Consider the following 16,655-nt stretch of genomic DNA (forward strand, 5'->3'; position numbering starts at 1 on the left):
AAAGTGAGGCTAATGGCCTCACTTTTTTGTAACAAAATTGGCTTGTGGTTTAATTAATCTATTTCTTTTTTCTCTTTTCCCATAACCTCATGTCTTGCATTTTTTTTCTTCTTTCTCTAGCCAAACCTTTGGCAACCAAAGAAGTGTTCTTTTTATAACCCCATTTTTCTTTGTATTCTTCTGGGGTTAGTTCGTGGGAAGCAAGGTGTTTTTTGGTCAATACTTTAAAGGACTTTCCACATTCCAGACAGACAATACTTTTTTCACGAATGGCTTTCTTTGGGTCAACAGCGGGTTTTGTGGCTTCTTGTTTTTGTTCTCCTTCTGCCACGTTTCGGATACCTTCGGCAAGTGTTCTAACCATAGAAGTAATTTCGTCTTCGGTCATATTACGTACACTTGCCTGAGCTTTAACAATTTCTAGCGCTTGTTTTAAATACTCTTCCATTTTTACTAACCTCCAATGTTTTATTAATTTAAAAAAAAAGATATATGAGCAATATAACTTTATTAAACACAGAGTTTTTTTTTGTCAATAAGAAAAGAAAATCTTTCAGGTTTTGATTATTGTTTAGAACCTTTTTTTTTCTATAAACATATTTGTAAAAAAATGTAAAGATAAGCAATTTTTTCATATCTCTTTAAAACCCGAAGGTTTATTTTTGACCTCATTAAAAATATGTTTGCTTTCTATAAAAAGCGTACCTGTTTTTTGTATGATTGTTATTATTTAATATTATTTTAAAAAAGGTGTTTTTTGGAAAAATAGGATGTTGATCTATAGCAACATGGATAGTGGCTGTTTTATGTGTAAGCTATTTAATTATAATTGTTTTTTTTTATTGCCTGGTAACTGTAAAGTCGATAGCTTTATTCTTAGCAGGGGTAACTAAAAGATAAGGAGATACTTATGGAGAACAAGATTCAAAGTGCAGTAAAAGAGGTCTCGAAACCTTTTAAATTCGAGCATTGGCTGAGGTTTTATTTTGTTCATCAAGCTGGAGAAGATCTGGTTATTTTTTTAAGTCCCGAGCATGTTCAGAAATTAAAGGAGAAATACGGTCAGCTGTCTAGATTGGCCGAAGAGTTAAATGGTAAGGTAATATCTCCGCAGCTTTCACAACAGACTATTGTTCAATATATTCAGCAAGTTTACGATGGCACTAAATACGAGGTAGGGTTTATTCCCAGGGTTTTGGATAGCTTGGAATTTAATACTGAAATACATGGCTTTAATATTTGGGTTTCCTTACACGAAGAACAGCTGGATAAGAAGGTGCTTGATTTTGATACGTGGTTGGAAATTTATGATGAGTGGAAAAAAACAGAAAATGCTCAGAAGATAATTATGTCTTTGAAAGTTAATGGGATGCAAAATGTCGGCTCAAATAAGCTAAATTAGGCCTTTAATAAAACTACCTCGTTAGCGCCCCCTGGCTGGCATAAAAGACTCTAGTCTCTTCTCCTGTCAGGGGGCGGTCAGTTACTTTGACAAACTGGTGGGGGGTTAGTTGCATACTGTAGCCAAAAGTGACGAACAAGGGGCCTGCCGAGGGGAGTTTCTCCGGCTGGAGCTGAAACTCGAATTGTACTCCTTTGAGGTAATCTAATTTGCTTGGTAGATAGACTTTAAGATCTTTGGCCACCACATGTCCATTTATATCACTTAAATAGGCAGAGAACCATAGGTCTTGAATCCACTCTGCCCAAGCGGGAATAACTTCTTTTTTGGGATAGGCAACCCCTTTGATATTATAGGAGTTGTCTATAAAAAAAGTCTTATACTCGAAGGTCCAAAAACGCATATCCAATGTTTGGCTGGTATTTAATGACCAGGGGTTTTTGCTCAAATGTTTTACGCTCAAATGCGTACAACCGAGGAAGAACAGTAGAGGGAGTAAAGCTAAAAGATATTTTTTCATCATTAGCTTATCTTGCGACAAGTTTTGGCGGCCCGAGTACAATCATCTCGGCCAGCGTTAAATTTACTTTAGGCATGTTTTTGATTTTGGGCCCGACAAAAGCCATTTCCAAGTGAGCCAATTGTGTGTAGAAGTTTGTCCGGTCCAAAACCGGATAGTCTTGCAAAGAACTACACAATTCCTGGCAACGGTAACAACCTGGGAAAGAGAGCGTTTGGTTGTCAGGTCTGGTCAAAGAGTTGGGTACGCCATGCATCCGGCAGATCATTAATCGATATTTATACAGGACGCATAGGCCATCTTCATTAACAGGGCACATAATGTCTGGTCTTATGCCCTTGTTGAGATTTTCTTTGGCTTTTTGGACATAATTTTTGGCCCGCTCAATAATTCTATCCTTCAGGTCGTGAGGACAGGCGTTCAACCCTTTCCAGAAATAGGCCCATTCTAGATAGGTGTGATGCTGAAAAAAGCTAGAACAGCAGTTATCCGGACATTCCTGGCATGTAAGGCCAATCTTTTCAGCGCATTTTTTATAAACTTCCTCCATTTGAGCATAGAGTTGTTCTAATCTATTGAAGGCGATTTTAGGCAGAATTTTTTTTATTTTTTTAGCCATTGTTCAATTAGTTGCACACATTCCTGAGGCGAATTCTGATCGGTACTGACTACAAAATCAGCATATTGTTCATATAGCGGTTTTCTTTGCAGGTAAATGTCTTCCAGGGTTTGTCCTTTGTCCATAGCCAGGCCACGGGTGGAGACATTCTGTACTCGTTTTAGTATGGTTTGCAGATCTGCATGCAGATATATGATTGGACCCAGACTTTTTAAAAAGTCCATGGCGGGTGCGCTGTAAACTACACTGCCGCCGGTAGAGATAACACACCGGTTGAGTCTAAGGTCCAAAACTACCTTTTCTTCGGCCTGAAGGAATCCCTTAAGCCCCAGATGATCGCGAATGGATTGCAGATTTGTTCCCCACCATGCTTCCAGGAGCCAGTCTGTGTCAACATGTGCCCAGGACAAACTCTGGCTGAGTAGCTTGCCCAGGGTTGATTTTCCTGAACCAGCCATGCCTATCAAGGCGATGCATGGCCTTTTCCGGACATAAAAGGACGATTTTGAACTCATGAAAAATGGTCTAGCCTCCCAGATAAGCCTTTTTGATATCTGGGTTTTCCATTAATTCCTGAGAAGTGCCCTGCATAACTATTTCGCCGGTATCAAGGACATAACCCCTATGGGCAAAGTTCAAAGCCACCCGGGCATTCTGTTCAATGAGCAAAATGGTCATGCCTTGCCTGTTTAGTTCTTTTAAAGCCCTGAACATATCGTACATTAAAAGAGGTGCCAGACCCATAGATGGTTCATCAAGGAGAATAAAGTTAGCTCCTGTCATCAGGGCACGACCCACGGCGAGCATTTGCTGCTCACCTCCGCTTAGTGACTCGCTACGCTGCTTGCGCCGCTCATAGAGCCGGGGAAACAGATCATAGACCCGTTTGAAATCATTTTTGATGTTTGGGTCATTTTTACGAGCATAAGTTGCCAGGACCAAATTTTCTTCCACGGTCAAGTTCCCAAAAATATGTCTGCCTTCCGGAGCCAGCGCAATTTTTAATTTATGAACCACATCATGAGGTTCTACTTTGAGGATTGATTCGCCCTTGTATAAGATATCCCCTTTGGTCACTTTTGGTCCTTCAGGCGGGGGAACGCGAGTAATGGTGTGCAAGGTGGTAGTTTTGCCTGCACCATTAGCTCCGATGAGGGTAACAATTTCACCTTCATTTACATGAAAAGAAATACCATGCAGGGCCTCAATATTTCCATATTTGACGTGTAGCTCTTTAATTTCGAGTAACATTAGATTGTCTCATCTCCCAAATAGGCTTTGATTACTTGTGGATTGTTCTGAATTTCCTCTGGGGTACCTTCGGCAATAGTGGCCCCAAAGTCGATTACCTTTAGCCAGGAGCAGAGGGTCATGACCACTGTCATCTGGTGTTCAATCATCCAGATGGTGATCTTAAATTCTTCATGGATCCACTTAATCAGTCGGATCAGGTCCTTGACATCAGCAGAATTCAAACCTGCAGCCGGCTCGTCTAAAAGCAAGAGATCCGGTTTGATAGACAGAGCTCTTGCAATTTCCACTTTTCTTTGCATCCCATAAGGCAGGTTTTTAGGCTTTTCATGGATATATTTTTTCAGGTCAAGTGCTTCCAGGATATCCACTGCTGTATCCAGGATGCGTTTTTCATTTTCCATGTATCTTCTGGTGCGCAGGATAGAGTCAAATAAACTATAACCGAGATTATAATGTTGAGAGATACGGATATTGTCTAAAACAGTCATTTCATGCCAGAGGCGGATGTTTTGAAAGGTTCTGGCAATACCTAATGCTGTAACCTGATGCGGTTTTAGGCCGGCAATATTTTTTCCTTTGAATATAATTTTTCCTTTTGTCGGCTTATAAAATCCGCTGACCAGATTGAAGACAGTGGTTTTACCTGCTCCGTTAGGGCCAATGAGCCCCATTAATTCACCGCCTTCAAAGCGGATGTTAAAGTCTGAAAGAGCGCATAATCCCCCAAAGTACTGGGTTAGGCCATGTATTTCCAATAAGGACATAATGTTCTCCAACCTATTTGAACTTATATAATTTTCTAAGACCTGGAAAAATGTCTGATAGCTCTTTGTTGCCCATTATTCCTTCAGGACGGAATTGCATGAGGATAATGAGGAGAAGAGGGACAACTATCCACTTGATGATTTGCAAAGGGCGTAAAAGTTCCAGAAGAAGAGTGAAAGCAATTGCCGAAAGGACTGAGCCGGATAATGATCCCATTCCTCCGAGATAGACCATGACCAGGGCTTCTGTTGACTTGAGTATGCCAAAAGAACTTGGATTTACATAGCCCAGGACATGGGCGAACAGTGCCCCGGCCACGCCGGCCAGACCTGAAGAAATCATAAAGGCTATCAACTTCATTTTGTTGGTATTCACACTCATAATTTCAGCGGCTACTTCATCTTGGTGAATAGCAACTATCCCTTTCCCCAGAGTAGATGAAACAAAGCGGCGGATCATCCAGATTGACAGAACGGTAAAAATGAAGACCCAGATGATCATCCAGGGAAGGAAAACCACATCTTCCATGGCAAAAATAGTATTTTTCATCCCCATAAATCCTCTGGCTCCACCAATGCTGTCCAGATTGATGATGGTGGTGATGATTATATAGTTGGCCGCTATGGTGATGATAGCCAGGTAGTCACCCCTGGTTTTAAAGGAGGGAATTGCTATCAAAAGTCCAGCCAGTGCAGCTACTATAAATGCGACGACTAAAATTAAAGGAAAACCTAAAATGGCGTATTCAGGTGAAAGTAATGGCGGGCCAAAGACCCTGTCTTGAGCGAATAGGAGAACGCTTAATACAGAAGCCACATAGGCCCCGACAGCCATGAATCCAGCATGGCCACAAGAGAATTCTCCCATATATCCATTTACTAAATTTAAGCTGCTGGCATAAATAATATTTATACCCATAAACATTAAAACAGACTGGGTATATAAATCTATTAATTCATAGTAGGATAGGCCAACAAGTAGGCCGAACAAAAGAAGCAAAGTCAAAGGAACTGTAAATCTTCGCATACTTATCCTTTGTGTTGTTCCTGCAATCACGCCCATGGCGAAATTGCAGAGGGTTTTAAGTTATTTTAGTAGATTGTAAGGGTCTATATATTGCCAAAATAAGAGAAACTGTTTTTTGGATACGCGTCTGTTTCTCAGACTTTTTTAAACCAAATATAGAGTCTACAGTTTAGGCTCTTAAATTTTTGTTGTTTTTGCTACGCCGAATAGCCCTGTGGGCTTAATAGAGAGAATCAATAACAGTATACTAAAGGCTATTAGATCTCTAAACGTAGATGGGAAAAAAGCCACAACCAGAATTTCCACAAATCCGAGGATGTATCCTCCGACAAAGGCCCCGCGTATATCACCGATTCCTCCGACAACAGCGGCAATAAAGGCCTTCCAGCCTATAATGGCTCCCATGTATGGGTCTAAAATGGGATAGGACATGGCGAATAACAATCCGGCTAAACCAGCCATGGAAGAACCTAGAATAAAAGTAAAAACAATAATGGTATCTATGGGTATCCCCATTAAGGGGACAGCAAATTTATCATAGGAGATGGCCCGCATGGCCATTCCGATTTTTGTTTTGGTAACGATAAAATGCAAAAGGCCAAATACCAGAAAGGCAGAAATTATTACGGCAATTTTTAGGTTGGTCACACTGATGGAACCGAACGTGTACACTACTTTGTCAATGAGTTCAGGAAACTTGCGTCGACTAGCGCCTAAAAGGGCCAGGTTGCCGTTTTCCAGAATCAATCCGCACATGAGTGCGGTGATGACTACGTACAGTCGGTTGGCTCCTTTTCGGCGTAAAGGGCGATAAGCGACTCTTTCAATGAACACGCCCACGCAGGCAGTGAGAACCATGGTCAGTGGGATAGTCAGTGCCAGGACTGCCCACTTGGGCAGGGCCAGTGGCAGACCAAATGAATATTGGCCCAGGAAGAAAGTGGCCACAAAAAAAGCAATATAAGCACCAACCATGAAAATATCGCCATGGGCAAAATTAATGAGTAGGAGTACTCCATAAACCAGACAATAACCCAAAGCTATTAATGAGTAATAACTGCCCCATTGTAAGGCATTGAAAATGTTTTGTATAATACTTTCGAACACCAGATTACCTCATTGGTCATGTGTTTTGAGTTCTGTGTTTTATGATTGAAAATTTGCAGTTCATTTCGATAAAAATTATTTCCTGCGCAGGATAATATGCGCAGGAAGTAAAAATTCTAAAATCATAAAAAGACAAAGCGTGAAGTAAACCCTCACGCTTTGTCTAGCTAGTTTGTTATGGACATACAGATTTGGTGAAGACGAAGTCACCATTTTCATCAATACGAACCACAACGGCACATTTGATGGGGTCGCCCTGGTCATCAAACTTCATTTTGCCAGTTATGCCATCAAATTCTTTAATGTTAGCCATGGCGTCGCGGATGATCTTACGATCTTTTCTTACTCGACCGGTGAGATGACCAGCTTCCTGAATGGCCTGGAGAACAATACGGGTTGCATCCCATGTCAGAGCGGCTACATCATCTGGGGTGTAACCATATTTGGCTTTATACCTGTCAATAAACTCTTTTGTGGCTCCGGTAGCTCCAGCAGCAGCATAGTGAGTAGAAAAGTAGTGTCCTTTACAATCGTCACCACACAAGGTCATGAGCTCAGCAGAACCCCAGGCATCAGATCCCATAAAAGGTCCATTCCAGCCGAGATCGTGGGCCTGTTTTACGATCAGGGCAACCTCATTATAGTTGTTTGGCAGAAAAATAAAGTCTGGTTTTGCAGCAATGATTTTTGTCAACTGGGCACTGAAATCCTGATCCTTATCACCGTAGCTTTCAAAAGCGACTACAGAGCCAGGACCGTTTTTCTTTTCAAAGTCTTCCTTAAAAATTTCTGCGAGACCTTTGCTGTAATCATTGGCAAGGGCAAAAAGGACTGCAGCAGTTTTGGCTTTGAACTGTTTCATGGCGAAGTCAACAGCCACTGGCCCCTGGAATGGGTCTAAAAAGGCAGCCCTGAACACCCAGGGACGGTCCTTGGTTGTATCGGGATTGGTGGACCAGGGAGAAATCATCGGAGTCCGGTTGTCATTACAGACTTGACCGGCCGGTACAGCCTGTTTACTTGAGTTTGGTCCGACAATGGCCAGTACCTGATCTCTCTCAATCAGTTTTAAGGCTGCAGCAACAGCGGACTCGGCTTTGGATTCATTATCTTCATAAATGAATTCCAATTTGTATTTTTCACCGCCGACTTCGAGTCCACCTTGACCATTGATATCCTCTTTAAGCATTTCTGCAGCTAACTTGGACGATTCGCCTACCTTGGGGATATCTCCCGTCAGGGGGATGTTAAAGCCAATTTTAATTGTTTTCCCAAAGGCGAATCCAGAAACCAACAACACAAAGCAGGAAACAACAGTGGCGAAGAGCAACTTCCTCATCGTAAACCTCCTTAATAAGTTTTCCAGAGGCTATAATAAAAAAAGATATAAAAAAAAAGAGAAAAATTGCCCAAAAATTGGTTTGATGGATTTGTTTTTTAAGTATAAAATAAAAAAATAATCCATGATTTTCTATGAGCTTATTGATTTGTCTTTCATAAAATTTTGCTATAAAAAATATATAGTTAAGGAGTATGTTATGCCTGATCAGGCACTGACTATTATCAGCGAGCATGCGCAAAAAGGTGTTCTTGTCCGGGAGAAGTTTTTTAAAGAAAATGCACAGGTTTTGGTCGAAGTTGCTAGGATCATGGCTATTAGTCTGGCCCGGGGAGGTAAGATACTTTTTTGTGGCAATGGCGGAAGTGCAGCAGATGCCCAGCATTTGGCTGCCGAATTTGTTAACCGTTTTTTAATGGAAAGGCCTCCCCTCCCGGCTCTGGCCTTGACAACTGATACTTCTGTCCTAACTGCAGTGAGTAATGATTATAGTTTTAACGAAGTATTTGCTAAACAGGTTAAAGCTTTGGGGCAGGCTGGAGATGTCCTGGTAGGGATTTCTACTTCGGGCAGCAGCCACAATGTGAATAAGGCCTTGAGTCAAGCCAGGGAGTTGGATATGATTACCGTGGGTTTGAGTGGGAAAAATGGGGGCGAAATGACCGATTACTGTGATTATGTTTTAAGTGTCCCGGATAAAAATACACCTATAATTCAAGAGGTACACATTGCTGCCGGGCATCTATTATGCCGCCTGGTAGATTACTATTTGTTCGAAGCTGTCTCTGAATTGGAGAAGTACCTTGTGAGTGATGAGTAAGCCTTAAAGCGGACAGTTGAGAAAAGCGAAGAGCGGATAAAAAAGCTGTAGAAGCGGCACATACACGCCCTGAGGTGATGCGTGTAAATAGCGTCACAAAAATTTGCATAAGAGCCTGTGTATAACGGGTTAAAATGATTGAAGAGTCTGTGATCAAAATGGAGTTTGGTCACAGACTCTGAAAATATAGACCGCAAAAATTTTATGCTGTCTCGGTTAGGGAGATAATCCATGAGAATCAGGAGGATATGATATGCCTATATATGAATTTCTTTGCAACAAGTGTAAAAGAGAGTTTGAAGAACTGGTTTTTAAAGAAGATGAGCAGGTTCAGTGTCCTGACTGTGGCTCTCAGGATACCCAAAAATTGATGTCTGCCTGTAAGTTCAGGACTGGCGGTCCCATTGTTTTGGGCAAGCCTTCTTCTAATGCCATTACAACCAGAGGCAAGGCTGGCTGCGCCAGTTGTTCCGGCGGCAATTGTTCCTCCTGTGGTTGATAGGTGACAAATTCCAGAAAACACAAGTTCCAAGTAATCAGTGGTAAAGACAATGAATAGAATTATTATTGCTACTAGAGGTAGTAAACTGGCTTTGTGGCAGGCTGAGCATATAGCTGGGCAGCTTATGTCCCGCTATCCTGATCTTGAGGTGAGGTTGCTAAAAATTAAAACCAAAGGGGATAAAATATTGGATGTCCCCCTAGCCAAGGTGGGGGGGAAAGGTCTTTTTGTTAAAGAAATTGAAGAAGCGCTTATGGATGGTCGGGCTGATATTGCTGTTCATAGCATGAAAGATGTGCCCACAGAGCTTCCTGCGGGGCTTAAACTAGGCATTATTCCTGAGCGTGAAAGCCCAGAGGATCTGCTCTTGTCCTGTAAATATGAAAATTTAATGGAGTTGCCTGAGAAGGCTAGAGTAGGCACATCCAGTTTACGCAGGCAGGCGCAGCTTTTGCAATTAAGACCGGATCTGGATGTGGTTTCCCTGCGGGGAAATCTGGATACGCGGGTTAGAAAATTAAAGGAAGGGCAGTTTGATGCCATTGTTGTGGCCAAGGCTGGCATGCGTCGGTTGGGCCTGACAGTAGATTATGAATTTGAACTCGCACCTCCAAGTTTTTTGCCAGCGGTGGCACAAGGAGCTTTGGGCATTGAATATGCTGAAGGGCGTCAGGACTTGGATGAACTTTTGGGTTTTATGGATCACGCCCCTACCAGATTTTGTGTCCAGGCGGAAAGGGCTTTTCTGCATGGCCTAGATGGAGGCTGTCAGGTGCCCATTGCCTGTTACGCCCGCTACGGAGATGACCAATTGCGCATAAGCGGTCTGGTAGCTGATCTTAAGGGTGAGAGAATGGTGAGAAAAGAAAAGACAGGTAAACCTGAGGATGCTTGGCAGTTGGGGCATGAGCTTGCCCAGGAAGTTTTAAAGGCCGGGGCGAGAGAGATTCTAGGTGAACTTTATGCTTAAAGTTAAGCAAACATTTATTAGAAAGAGCCCTGCATTAGCGGGGCTTTTTTGTTGATAGTTAGTTTAAATTGGTTTTGGACACAGTGTTTAATTGGGCCTTCAAGTCGAGGCAAGTTTTTTTACCTAGGCATAATTTTAGATATTCAAGATTGAGGAGAGCTTCTAAATGATGACGGTTTATTTTTTGTAGATAAAGGCCACTTGTAAACTCTTTTTGTATGTCTTTACTGTTTAACAGAGATGTGCAGGGACTAATTATGGCCAGTTGTTGAAAATAAGCAGCTAATTCTTGCCGTAACTCAGCTGTAGTTTTCTGCCTGATTTGTTTGTTAAATTTTATTAAATTCTGCACGGGGGGCAAATTTGGCGAGTGAATAATGGTTTTTACCCCTTGAGCAAATCTTTTTAATCCAGCCAGAATATGCTCTGGTTGTACAAAATTTATGTTCATCCATCCTGCTTTCAACCAGTTGAAAAAGGCGCATTTTGTTTTGTTTGGCCCAGTTTGAATGTAAATCCCTATTGAGGCTGACTTGTAAATATATGAATCAACCCAGCCTAAGCCAGCTTTGGTTAAGCCTGGCTTTTCTGAATAAAAATAGTTCCAGTTTTCGTCCGGGCCAATGATTTCCCCTTTCTGGCCAACTTTTGACTTGTTTTTTTGTCTGGAGATGGAAATAAGAACTCTTGTCTGGGCAAAGGGCATAAGTATAATGACTCTGTCCAGATCGTAACCATAGTATCCACCGGAAAACAGGTCCGGAGTATTTTCTTCGTATTCCACCCCGGAAAAGATAATGGGTTTACTTAGACGGTCTACCTGGCTCCATAAGCTAGCTAGCTCCAGTCCGTCGCTGCTAGAAATTTTTTTCCAATAGGCAAGGCGAATAGATGATGGACGCAGAATGTTGGATGGTAGCTGGGGGTTAAACCCATAAGCCAAAATTTTTTTTAAGTCAGACTTAAGGGTGAATTGATAAAAAGCCCCTGTCATATTGGCTCGTTGGGGAAGGGTAAAGGATGAATTTTGGTTGTGAAGAACAAAATTTAAGATGGATTCAATGGACTTATGAACAAGGGGCTGAGTAGGATTTTCGCTCAGGGAGAGCAAATAGGAAAAATTTAGATTTATTGCCTCAGGGAATGGTTGGGTGTGCCCAAGATGAGATTCAGCCAAAAAAAAGAAAAACAGACAAAAGGTAAATATACGTTTTAACACAGTGCCTCATAGCTAACTAAAAAGTTGTGATATGCAAAAACATATCTCTCCTAACTTAAGCGGAAACAGTCAATAGGGCAAGAGCTTTTTAATCAAATCCAATTTTTGGGGCAAAACCTGTAAGGCATCAATGGACAGAGACAAAAAAACGTTTAATCCTAAGCCTAACGAATCAAAAGACGACATAAGTATGCAAAAGGGATATGCTGACATAGCAGAACATGTGCAAGATGAAATGCGAGTTGAATTTAAAGCCGAGTGGGAGTTGATACTTTTGGCGTTGGGTATTGACTATCATTGGGGCAAAAAAGGAGAACTTTTGGTTCCCAACGAAGTAGTTGCGAGAGCTGTTCGGGAGATAGAAGAGTATGAGGAGGAAGTGTTTCAAGAAAGGCAAAAAATGACAATGGAAATTCCCGATTTAAATGACAATAAAAAAGCTTGGTTCAATTTACTTGTTCTATCTTTTTTATTGCTATTTTATACTTTAATCGAGAAAAATATTTTTCGGTTGACTTTAGAGAATTGGACAATTTTGGGGGGTGTTGACGGAGAAAAAATTCGTGCAGGTCAATGGTGGCGTGTAATAACCGGTCTTACATTGCACAGCGATCCGGCACATGTCTTGTCCAATGTAGTATTTGGAGCGCCATTTGTCGTTGGTGTTTGTGCCAGGTGGGGGCTGGGCTTGGGCTGGATGACCATAATTCTTTCCGGTGCCATAGGCAATTTGGTAAATGTTTTTGTTTTAGGTCCTAGACACTTGAGCATAGGTTTTTCCACAGCGGTGTTTGGGGCGGCAGGCATTTTGGCCACCAATCTTTTAACAGAAACAAGAGGGTTTGGTAGTTGGTTTAAGTGTATTTTCTACGGCCTGAGTCTGTTGGCTTTACTTGGAGGTGGAGGGCCAAAAGTTGATCTGGGAGCACATTTTTTTGGTTTGGTTTCGGGCTTGTTTTTAGGGATTATTCTGCATAAATTGAATTTTTTTGATCCCAAGAAAAAATTAACTGAAATAATTTTGTTTTTGTCTGTCTTAGCCATTGTCTTGTGGGCGTGGGCTACCACCATACTTAATCACTCAATTTAAGGACGGAGTCTTTGCAGAAAAAAAATCAAACCAAAACGCCATATAGAACCATCTGGGAGCTTGCCTGGCCCCAGGTGTTGATGATGTTCTTTCATTTTTTGATTGGTTTTGTGGATGTGTGGGTGGCCGGAAGGCTTGGCCGGGAAGTCCAAGCCTGTATGGGGTTGATCACTCAAGCCCTATTTTTCTTTCTTGTTGTGGCCATTGCAGTGGCCAATGGTAGTGTGGCGGCCATTAGTCAGTCTTTGGGTGCTGGTCTGAGAAGGAGGGCCCAGCGTTATATCGGCCTTGGTTTAGAAGTAGGTATTGTCTTGGGGGTGGTTATTCTAGGGGCTGGTTATATGGCCAAGGATTTGTTTTTGGATTTGTTGCAAATACCAGAGAGTATCTCGCCCATTGCCAGCTATTTACTCCAAGTTTACCTCTATATTTTACCTGCTTACTATCTTTTTATTGTCAGTAATGCCTTTTTTCGGGCTCAAAAAAAAGTCATGTGCCCTTTTTATGCCATGATAATTGTCACCATTGTCAATACCTTGGGTGATTTTGGTCTGGGCTTAGGACTGTGGGGGTTGCCAAAACTTGGTTATAAAGGCCTTGCCTGGAGTACCTTTGCCTCTATTATGTGCGGGACTGTTTTTAACCTTTCTCTCCTCATACGTGCCAAAATGTTGGTACGGCAGAGTTTTGCTCCCTGGCGCTGGACAAAAAAGGCTTGGCCCTATTTATTTAAGGTAGCCTGGCCAGCAGGCCTTATGCAAATTGTCTGGCATTCAGCCTATATGGTTCTGTATGGAATTGTTGCTTCGCTGCCCAGGGGCAGTGTAGTTGCCCTGGCCGGTATGAGCGCAGGGATCAGGGTGGAATCATTTTTATTTTTACCTGGTTTTGCTTTTAATTTTACGGCCTCTATTTTGGTGGGCCACTACCTGGGGGCCAAGGATGTGGCAGGGGCCAAAAAGATTGGCTATCGGGTCATGCTTTTAGGAGTTACCTTGGTATGCTTTATGACTATCTTGTTGTGGTTGGCGATAGAACCCATTGCCAGTTTTATTGCCCCTGATCCACAAGTTAAGATGGAGGCCATCAACTATTTGAAATACAATATGGCCGCCATGCCGTTTTTGTTGCCGGCAATAATTTTAGGCGGGGCTTTGACCGGGGCCGGGGCCACTATTTATCAAATGGTTGTCATGGGCACTTCTGCCTGGTTAGTGCGCATTCCTTTGGCCTATTTCCTTGGACATATTTATCTTGAGCAGGCTACAGGAGTGTGGCTGGCAATGTTTTTGTCCATGGTTTTTCAGGCAGGGCTTATGCTTTATTTTTATCAATTTAAGGATTGGCCCAAGTTTGCCATGCGCAAGTAAGATGCGCCTGCAAAAGTCCCTTTTTGCAGGCAATGTTGAATTTTGAATGATAAATGTTGAATTATTTGAATAGGTTGCAAGGTGGGGTTGTTTGTCAGAACTGTAAAATTTTAATTATTGCAGTTGCATCAAGTAAAGGACTTGGTTTTAATCTCAAGGTATCAAAGATACATTGTCTTTGTTAGCATTGAAGAAAATGCGCTCGCAAATTAACTCAGAAAGTTGAGTTTAAAAAAAGTAGGTATGATGTAATGTTTATTAAATTTTTCTTGCTTTTTGCTTTGGTTCCAATGCTGGAACTGTATATTCTAATCAAGGTCGGCTCTATTATTGGGGCAGGACCAACTATTGTCCTGGTCATTTTAACTGCCATCGTTGGAGCTTATTTGGCCAAGCAACAAGGGATGCATACGATGTACAGGATAAGACAAAGCCTGAGTCAAAATATGTTGCCGGCTGAGGAATTGGTTGATGCATTCTTGATTTTGATTGCTGGGCTGGTTCTTCTCACGCCAGGTTTTATTACAGATTTGCTTGGATTACTTATTCTTTTTCCGCCTACACGTAAAAGTTTTAAGATTTGGCTATATAAAAAAAATTCCCAGTGGATTGATAAGGGGGATGTCCATGTTTATTATCGCAAATGGTAGATTATTTTCAGGGAGAGATTAATGGGCTTTAGAAATTTAAGTCAGTGTTTACAGGCCCTGGAAGAAAGGGGCGAACTGATTCGCATTGACCAGGAAGTGGATGCCAACCTGGAGATTGGCGCCATACAGCGGCGCGTATTCAGGGCTAATGGCCCGGCCCTTTTGTTTACCCGGGTCAAGGGCTGTGCCTTTCCCATGGCCGGAAATATTTTCGGGACCAAGGATCGGATAAGATTTATCTTCGAGGACAGTTTAAAGGCCATAGATAAGCTCATTAAGCTCAAAATAAGTCCCTGGGAACTTTTAAAAAGACCATGGCAACTGTTCGACGTACCCAAAGCTCTTTTTCATACTCTGCCCAAATGGGTGAAAACCGGCCCGGTGCTTGAGGGTGAAACTAAAATCAGCCATCTGCCACAGCTTAAATCCTGGCCCATGGATGGAGGAGCCTACATAACCCTGCCCCAGGTTTATACTGAGAGTCCGGAGAAACCAGGTATAGCCTGCTCCAACCTGGGTATGTACCGCGTGCAACTTGGTGGCAATGAATACGAGCAGGATGTGGAAGTCGGGCTGCATTATCAGATACATCGTGGGATTGGCGTTCATCATCAACAGGCCTTAAAACAAGGTACACCTTTAAAGGTGAATATTTTTGTAGGCGGACCACCGGCCATGACCTTGGCAGCCATAATGCCTTTGCCTGAAGGGGTGGCTGAAATTCTTTTTGCCGGGGTGCTGGCTGGGCATAGAATAGAGTTGATTAAAAGACCTAACCATCTCCCCATCTTGGCCCAGGCAGATTTTTGTATTGTTGGTCATATTGATTCAGGAGGGGAGAAGCCAGAAGGTCCCTTCGGCGACCACCTGGGTTATTACAGCCTGAAACATGACTTTCCTGTGCTCAAAGTGGAAAAGGTTTACCATCGTCATGGTGCTATCTGGCCCTTTACTACCGTGGGCCGCCCCCCCCAGGAAGATACAATTTTTGGGACCTTTATCCATGAGTTGACAAAAGAATTGGTTCCCACGGTGTTTAGCGGAGTCAGAGAAGTGCATGCCGTGGATGCTGCGGGGGTACATCCTTTGCTTTTGGCCATTGGCCGGGAAAGTTATGTCCCCTATGCCCGGGAAAGACAACCCCAGGAGCTTTTAACCTGTGCCATGTCATTATTGGGCCAGACCCAGACAGCTCTCTCCAAATATGTATTTATTGCTGCCCGGGAAGATGACCCCGGGCTGAGTGTGCAGCATATCCCCAATTTTTTTAAACATGTTTTGGAGCGAATCGACCTAGGAAGAGATCTTCATTTCATTACCAGGACAACCATGGATACCCTGGACTACTCTGGTATCAGTCTAAATCAGGGCTCAAAATTGATTGTTGCTGCTTGTGGCCCGAAAAAAAGGGAATTGGGTCTGCGACTGCCTGATGATAGTGGTAGCCTTTATCTCCCTTCAGATTTTGGACGGATAAAGTTTTTTGCTCCTGGAATTGTTGTTTTGCAGGGGCCAAAACATAAACAGAAAAGAGATACGCAGGATCCTAAATTGAAGGAATTGGCCGCGGTCCTTGAAAAGACCAAAAGCCTAAAAGATTTTCCCCTGCTGGTTGTAGTGGATGACAGTGAATTTACCGCAGCAAACTGGGACAATTTTTTATGGGTGGTATTTACCCGCTCTGACCCGGCCACGGATATTTATGGTGCAGGCGAATTCACTCACTGCAAGCATTGGGGCTGTGCAGGCCCTCTTATTATTGATGCAAGGTTGAAAAGTTATCACGCGCCGCCGCTTGCGCCTGACCCGGAGATAGAAAGAAAGGTGGATAGGTTGGGAGAGCCTGGCGGTCCTCTACATGGTATTATTTAGTTTTAACTCAACTTTCTCGTATGTTTACATCACCTGTTTTCAAATTTAAGAGATAAAGAAATAAGAATTTAGGCGTGACAGACCGTTCAACTTTCTGGTGCATCAAGACACCGTAACTCAGCTTTTGGTC

18 protein-coding genes are annotated in these 16,655 nt (G+C 42.5%); 8 read left to right on the forward strand and 10 right to left on the reverse strand.

The annotated features are described in order from the left end of the window. Positions 1-58 precede the first annotated feature (58 nt). Positions 59-448, reverse strand: coding sequence for a Ros/MucR family transcriptional regulator (locus KFV02_RS09495; RefSeq protein WP_252381313.1), 390 nt, complete (start codon positions 446-448; stop codon positions 59-61). A gap of 462 nt (positions 449-910) precedes the next feature. Between KFV02_RS09495 and KFV02_RS09500 the strand changes: the two genes are divergently transcribed. Further along, the gene (locus KFV02_RS09500) at positions 911-1,402 is read left to right on the forward strand and encodes a hypothetical protein (protein WP_252381314.1); all 492 of its coding nucleotides are present in this window, start codon (positions 911-913) and stop codon (positions 1,400-1,402) included. A gap of 13 nt (positions 1,403-1,415) precedes the next feature. Here KFV02_RS09500 and KFV02_RS09505 read toward each other — a convergent pair whose 3' ends face one another. The 8 genes from KFV02_RS09505 to KFV02_RS09540 all read right to left on the reverse strand — a co-directional run bounded on the left by KFV02_RS09505 (position 1,416) and on the right by KFV02_RS09540 (position 8,032). Next, the gene (locus KFV02_RS09505) at positions 1,416-1,925 is read right to left on the reverse strand and encodes a hypothetical protein (RefSeq protein WP_252381315.1); all 510 of its coding nucleotides are present in this window, start codon (positions 1,923-1,925) and stop codon (positions 1,416-1,418) included. A 4-nt stretch (positions 1,926-1,929) separates the two neighbouring features. Then, positions 1,930-2,541, reverse strand: coding sequence for a hypothetical protein (locus KFV02_RS09510; RefSeq protein WP_252381316.1), 612 nt, complete (start codon positions 2,539-2,541; stop codon positions 1,930-1,932). Beyond that, the gene (gene thrB / locus KFV02_RS09515) at positions 2,526-3,056 is read right to left on the reverse strand and encodes a homoserine kinase (protein ID WP_252381317.1); all 531 of its coding nucleotides are present in this window, start codon (positions 3,054-3,056) and stop codon (positions 2,526-2,528) included. Before thrB ends, KFV02_RS09510 begins: the two co-directional genes overlap by 16 nt. Positions 3,057-3,066: 10 nt before the next feature. Beyond that, on the reverse strand, positions 3,067-3,792 hold the full coding sequence (locus tag KFV02_RS09520; RefSeq protein WP_252381318.1) for an ABC transporter ATP-binding protein: 726 nt from the start codon (positions 3,790-3,792) through the stop codon (positions 3,067-3,069). Continuing rightward, positions 3,792-4,559 carry an ABC transporter ATP-binding protein gene (locus tag KFV02_RS09525; protein WP_252381319.1) on the reverse strand — a complete coding sequence of 256 codons (768 nt, stop codon included), beginning with the start codon at positions 4,557-4,559 and terminating at the stop codon, positions 3,792-3,794. The genes KFV02_RS09520 and KFV02_RS09525 overlap by 1 nt, the downstream gene beginning before the upstream one ends. Positions 4,560-4,572: 13 nt before the next feature. Beyond that, a complete protein-coding gene (locus tag KFV02_RS09530; RefSeq protein ID WP_252381320.1) occupies positions 4,573-5,586 on the reverse strand; it encodes a branched-chain amino acid ABC transporter permease in 1,014 nt (337 codons plus the stop codon). A 177-nt stretch (positions 5,587-5,763) separates the two neighbouring features. Beyond that, on the reverse strand, positions 5,764-6,693 hold the full coding sequence (locus KFV02_RS09535) for a branched-chain amino acid ABC transporter permease (protein ID WP_252381321.1): 930 nt from the start codon (positions 6,691-6,693) through the stop codon (positions 5,764-5,766). 175 nt (positions 6,694-6,868) lie between these two features. Then, positions 6,869-8,032 carry an ABC transporter substrate-binding protein gene (locus KFV02_RS09540; RefSeq protein ID WP_252381322.1) on the reverse strand — a complete coding sequence of 388 codons (1,164 nt, stop codon included), beginning with the start codon at positions 8,030-8,032 and terminating at the stop codon, positions 6,869-6,871. A gap of 199 nt (positions 8,033-8,231) precedes the next feature. Between KFV02_RS09540 and KFV02_RS09545 the strand changes: the two genes are divergently transcribed. The 3 genes from KFV02_RS09545 (at position 8,232) to hemC (ending at position 10,324) form a co-directional block, all read left to right on the forward strand. Further along, complete coding sequence (locus KFV02_RS09545) at positions 8,232-8,852, forward strand: D-sedoheptulose 7-phosphate isomerase (RefSeq protein WP_252381323.1); 621 nt, start codon at positions 8,232-8,234, stop codon at positions 8,850-8,852. A 253-nt stretch (positions 8,853-9,105) separates the two neighbouring features. Beyond that, positions 9,106-9,351 (forward strand): FmdB family zinc ribbon protein, encoded by a 246-nt coding sequence (locus tag KFV02_RS09550; RefSeq protein WP_252381324.1) that lies wholly within the window; start codon positions 9,106-9,108, stop codon positions 9,349-9,351. A gap of 52 nt (positions 9,352-9,403) precedes the next feature. Continuing rightward, the gene (gene hemC, locus KFV02_RS09555) at positions 9,404-10,324 is read left to right on the forward strand and encodes a hydroxymethylbilane synthase (protein WP_252381325.1); all 921 of its coding nucleotides are present in this window, start codon (positions 9,404-9,406) and stop codon (positions 10,322-10,324) included. A gap of 58 nt (positions 10,325-10,382) precedes the next feature. On the opposite strand, the gene KFV02_RS09560 is transcribed toward hemC, so the two are convergent. After that, positions 10,383-11,543, reverse strand: a complete 1,161-nt coding sequence (locus KFV02_RS09560) for a hypothetical protein (protein ID WP_252381326.1) — start codon at positions 11,541-11,543, stop codon at positions 10,383-10,385. Positions 11,544-11,673: 130 nt separating this feature from the next. Between KFV02_RS09560 and KFV02_RS09565 the strand changes: the two genes are divergently transcribed. From KFV02_RS09565 to KFV02_RS09580, 4 genes are all read left to right on the forward strand, one after another. After that, positions 11,674-12,633: a rhomboid family intramembrane serine protease gene (locus KFV02_RS09565; RefSeq protein WP_252381327.1), complete on the forward strand. Its 960-nt coding sequence runs from the start codon at positions 11,674-11,676 to the stop codon at positions 12,631-12,633. A gap of 80 nt (positions 12,634-12,713) precedes the next feature. Then, positions 12,714-14,003, forward strand: a complete 1,290-nt coding sequence (locus KFV02_RS09570) for an MATE family efflux transporter (protein ID WP_252381330.1) — start codon at positions 12,714-12,716, stop codon at positions 14,001-14,003. Positions 14,004-14,254: 251 nt separating this feature from the next. Continuing rightward, complete coding sequence (locus KFV02_RS09575) at positions 14,255-14,653, forward strand: FxsA family protein (RefSeq protein WP_252381328.1); 399 nt, start codon at positions 14,255-14,257, stop codon at positions 14,651-14,653. 21 nt (positions 14,654-14,674) lie between these two features. After that, the gene (locus tag KFV02_RS09580) at positions 14,675-16,525 is read left to right on the forward strand and encodes a UbiD family decarboxylase (RefSeq protein ID WP_252381329.1); all 1,851 of its coding nucleotides are present in this window, start codon (positions 14,675-14,677) and stop codon (positions 16,523-16,525) included. Positions 16,526-16,655 lie beyond the last annotated feature (130 nt).

Source organism: Desulfovulcanus ferrireducens (assembly GCF_018704065.1).
GTDB classification, from domain to species: Bacteria; Desulfobacterota; Desulfovibrionia; order Desulfovibrionales; family Desulfonatronovibrionaceae; genus Desulfovulcanus; species Desulfovulcanus ferrireducens.

What these genes read in the sequence shown, in the direction of transcription:
- KFV02_RS09575 (WP_252381328.1), top strand. Translation starts at nt 14,255, where the DNA reads ATGTTTATTAAATTTTTCTTGCTTTTTGCTTTGGTTCCAATGCTGGAA.
- KFV02_RS09520 (WP_252381318.1), bottom strand. Translation starts at nt 3,792, where the DNA reads ATGTTACTCGAAATTAAAGAGCTACACGTCAAATATGGAAATATTGAG.
- KFV02_RS09510 (WP_252381316.1), bottom strand. Translation starts at nt 2,541, where the DNA reads ATGGCTAAAAAAATAAAAAAAATTCTGCCTAAAATCGCCTTCAATAGA.
- KFV02_RS09565 (WP_252381327.1), top strand. Translation starts at nt 11,674, where the DNA reads ATGGACAGAGACAAAAAAACGTTTAATCCTAAGCCTAACGAATCAAAA.
- KFV02_RS09505 (WP_252381315.1), bottom strand. Translation starts at nt 1,925, where the DNA reads ATGATGAAAAAATATCTTTTAGCTTTACTCCCTCTACTGTTCTTCCTC.
- thrB (WP_252381317.1), bottom strand. Translation starts at nt 3,056, where the DNA reads ATGAGTTCAAAATCGTCCTTTTATGTCCGGAAAAGGCCATGCATCGCC.
- KFV02_RS09525 (WP_252381319.1), bottom strand. Translation starts at nt 4,559, where the DNA reads ATGTCCTTATTGGAAATACATGGCCTAACCCAGTACTTTGGGGGATTA.
- KFV02_RS09495 (WP_252381313.1), bottom strand. Translation starts at nt 448, where the DNA reads ATGGAAGAGTATTTAAAACAAGCGCTAGAAATTGTTAAAGCTCAGGCA.
- KFV02_RS09580 (WP_252381329.1), top strand. Translation starts at nt 14,675, where the DNA reads ATGGGCTTTAGAAATTTAAGTCAGTGTTTACAGGCCCTGGAAGAAAGG.
- KFV02_RS09540 (WP_252381322.1), bottom strand. Translation starts at nt 8,032, where the DNA reads ATGAGGAAGTTGCTCTTCGCCACTGTTGTTTCCTGCTTTGTGTTGTTG.
- hemC (WP_252381325.1), top strand. Translation starts at nt 9,404, where the DNA reads ATGAATAGAATTATTATTGCTACTAGAGGTAGTAAACTGGCTTTGTGG.
- KFV02_RS09570 (WP_252381330.1), top strand. Translation starts at nt 12,714, where the DNA reads ATGATGTTCTTTCATTTTTTGATTGGTTTTGTGGATGTGTGGGTGGCC.
- KFV02_RS09500 (WP_252381314.1), top strand. Translation starts at nt 911, where the DNA reads ATGGAGAACAAGATTCAAAGTGCAGTAAAAGAGGTCTCGAAACCTTTT.
- KFV02_RS09545 (WP_252381323.1), top strand. Translation starts at nt 8,232, where the DNA reads ATGCCTGATCAGGCACTGACTATTATCAGCGAGCATGCGCAAAAAGGT.
- KFV02_RS09550 (WP_252381324.1), top strand. Translation starts at nt 9,106, where the DNA reads ATGCCTATATATGAATTTCTTTGCAACAAGTGTAAAAGAGAGTTTGAA.
- KFV02_RS09530 (WP_252381320.1), bottom strand. Translation starts at nt 5,586, where the DNA reads ATGCGAAGATTTACAGTTCCTTTGACTTTGCTTCTTTTGTTCGGCCTA.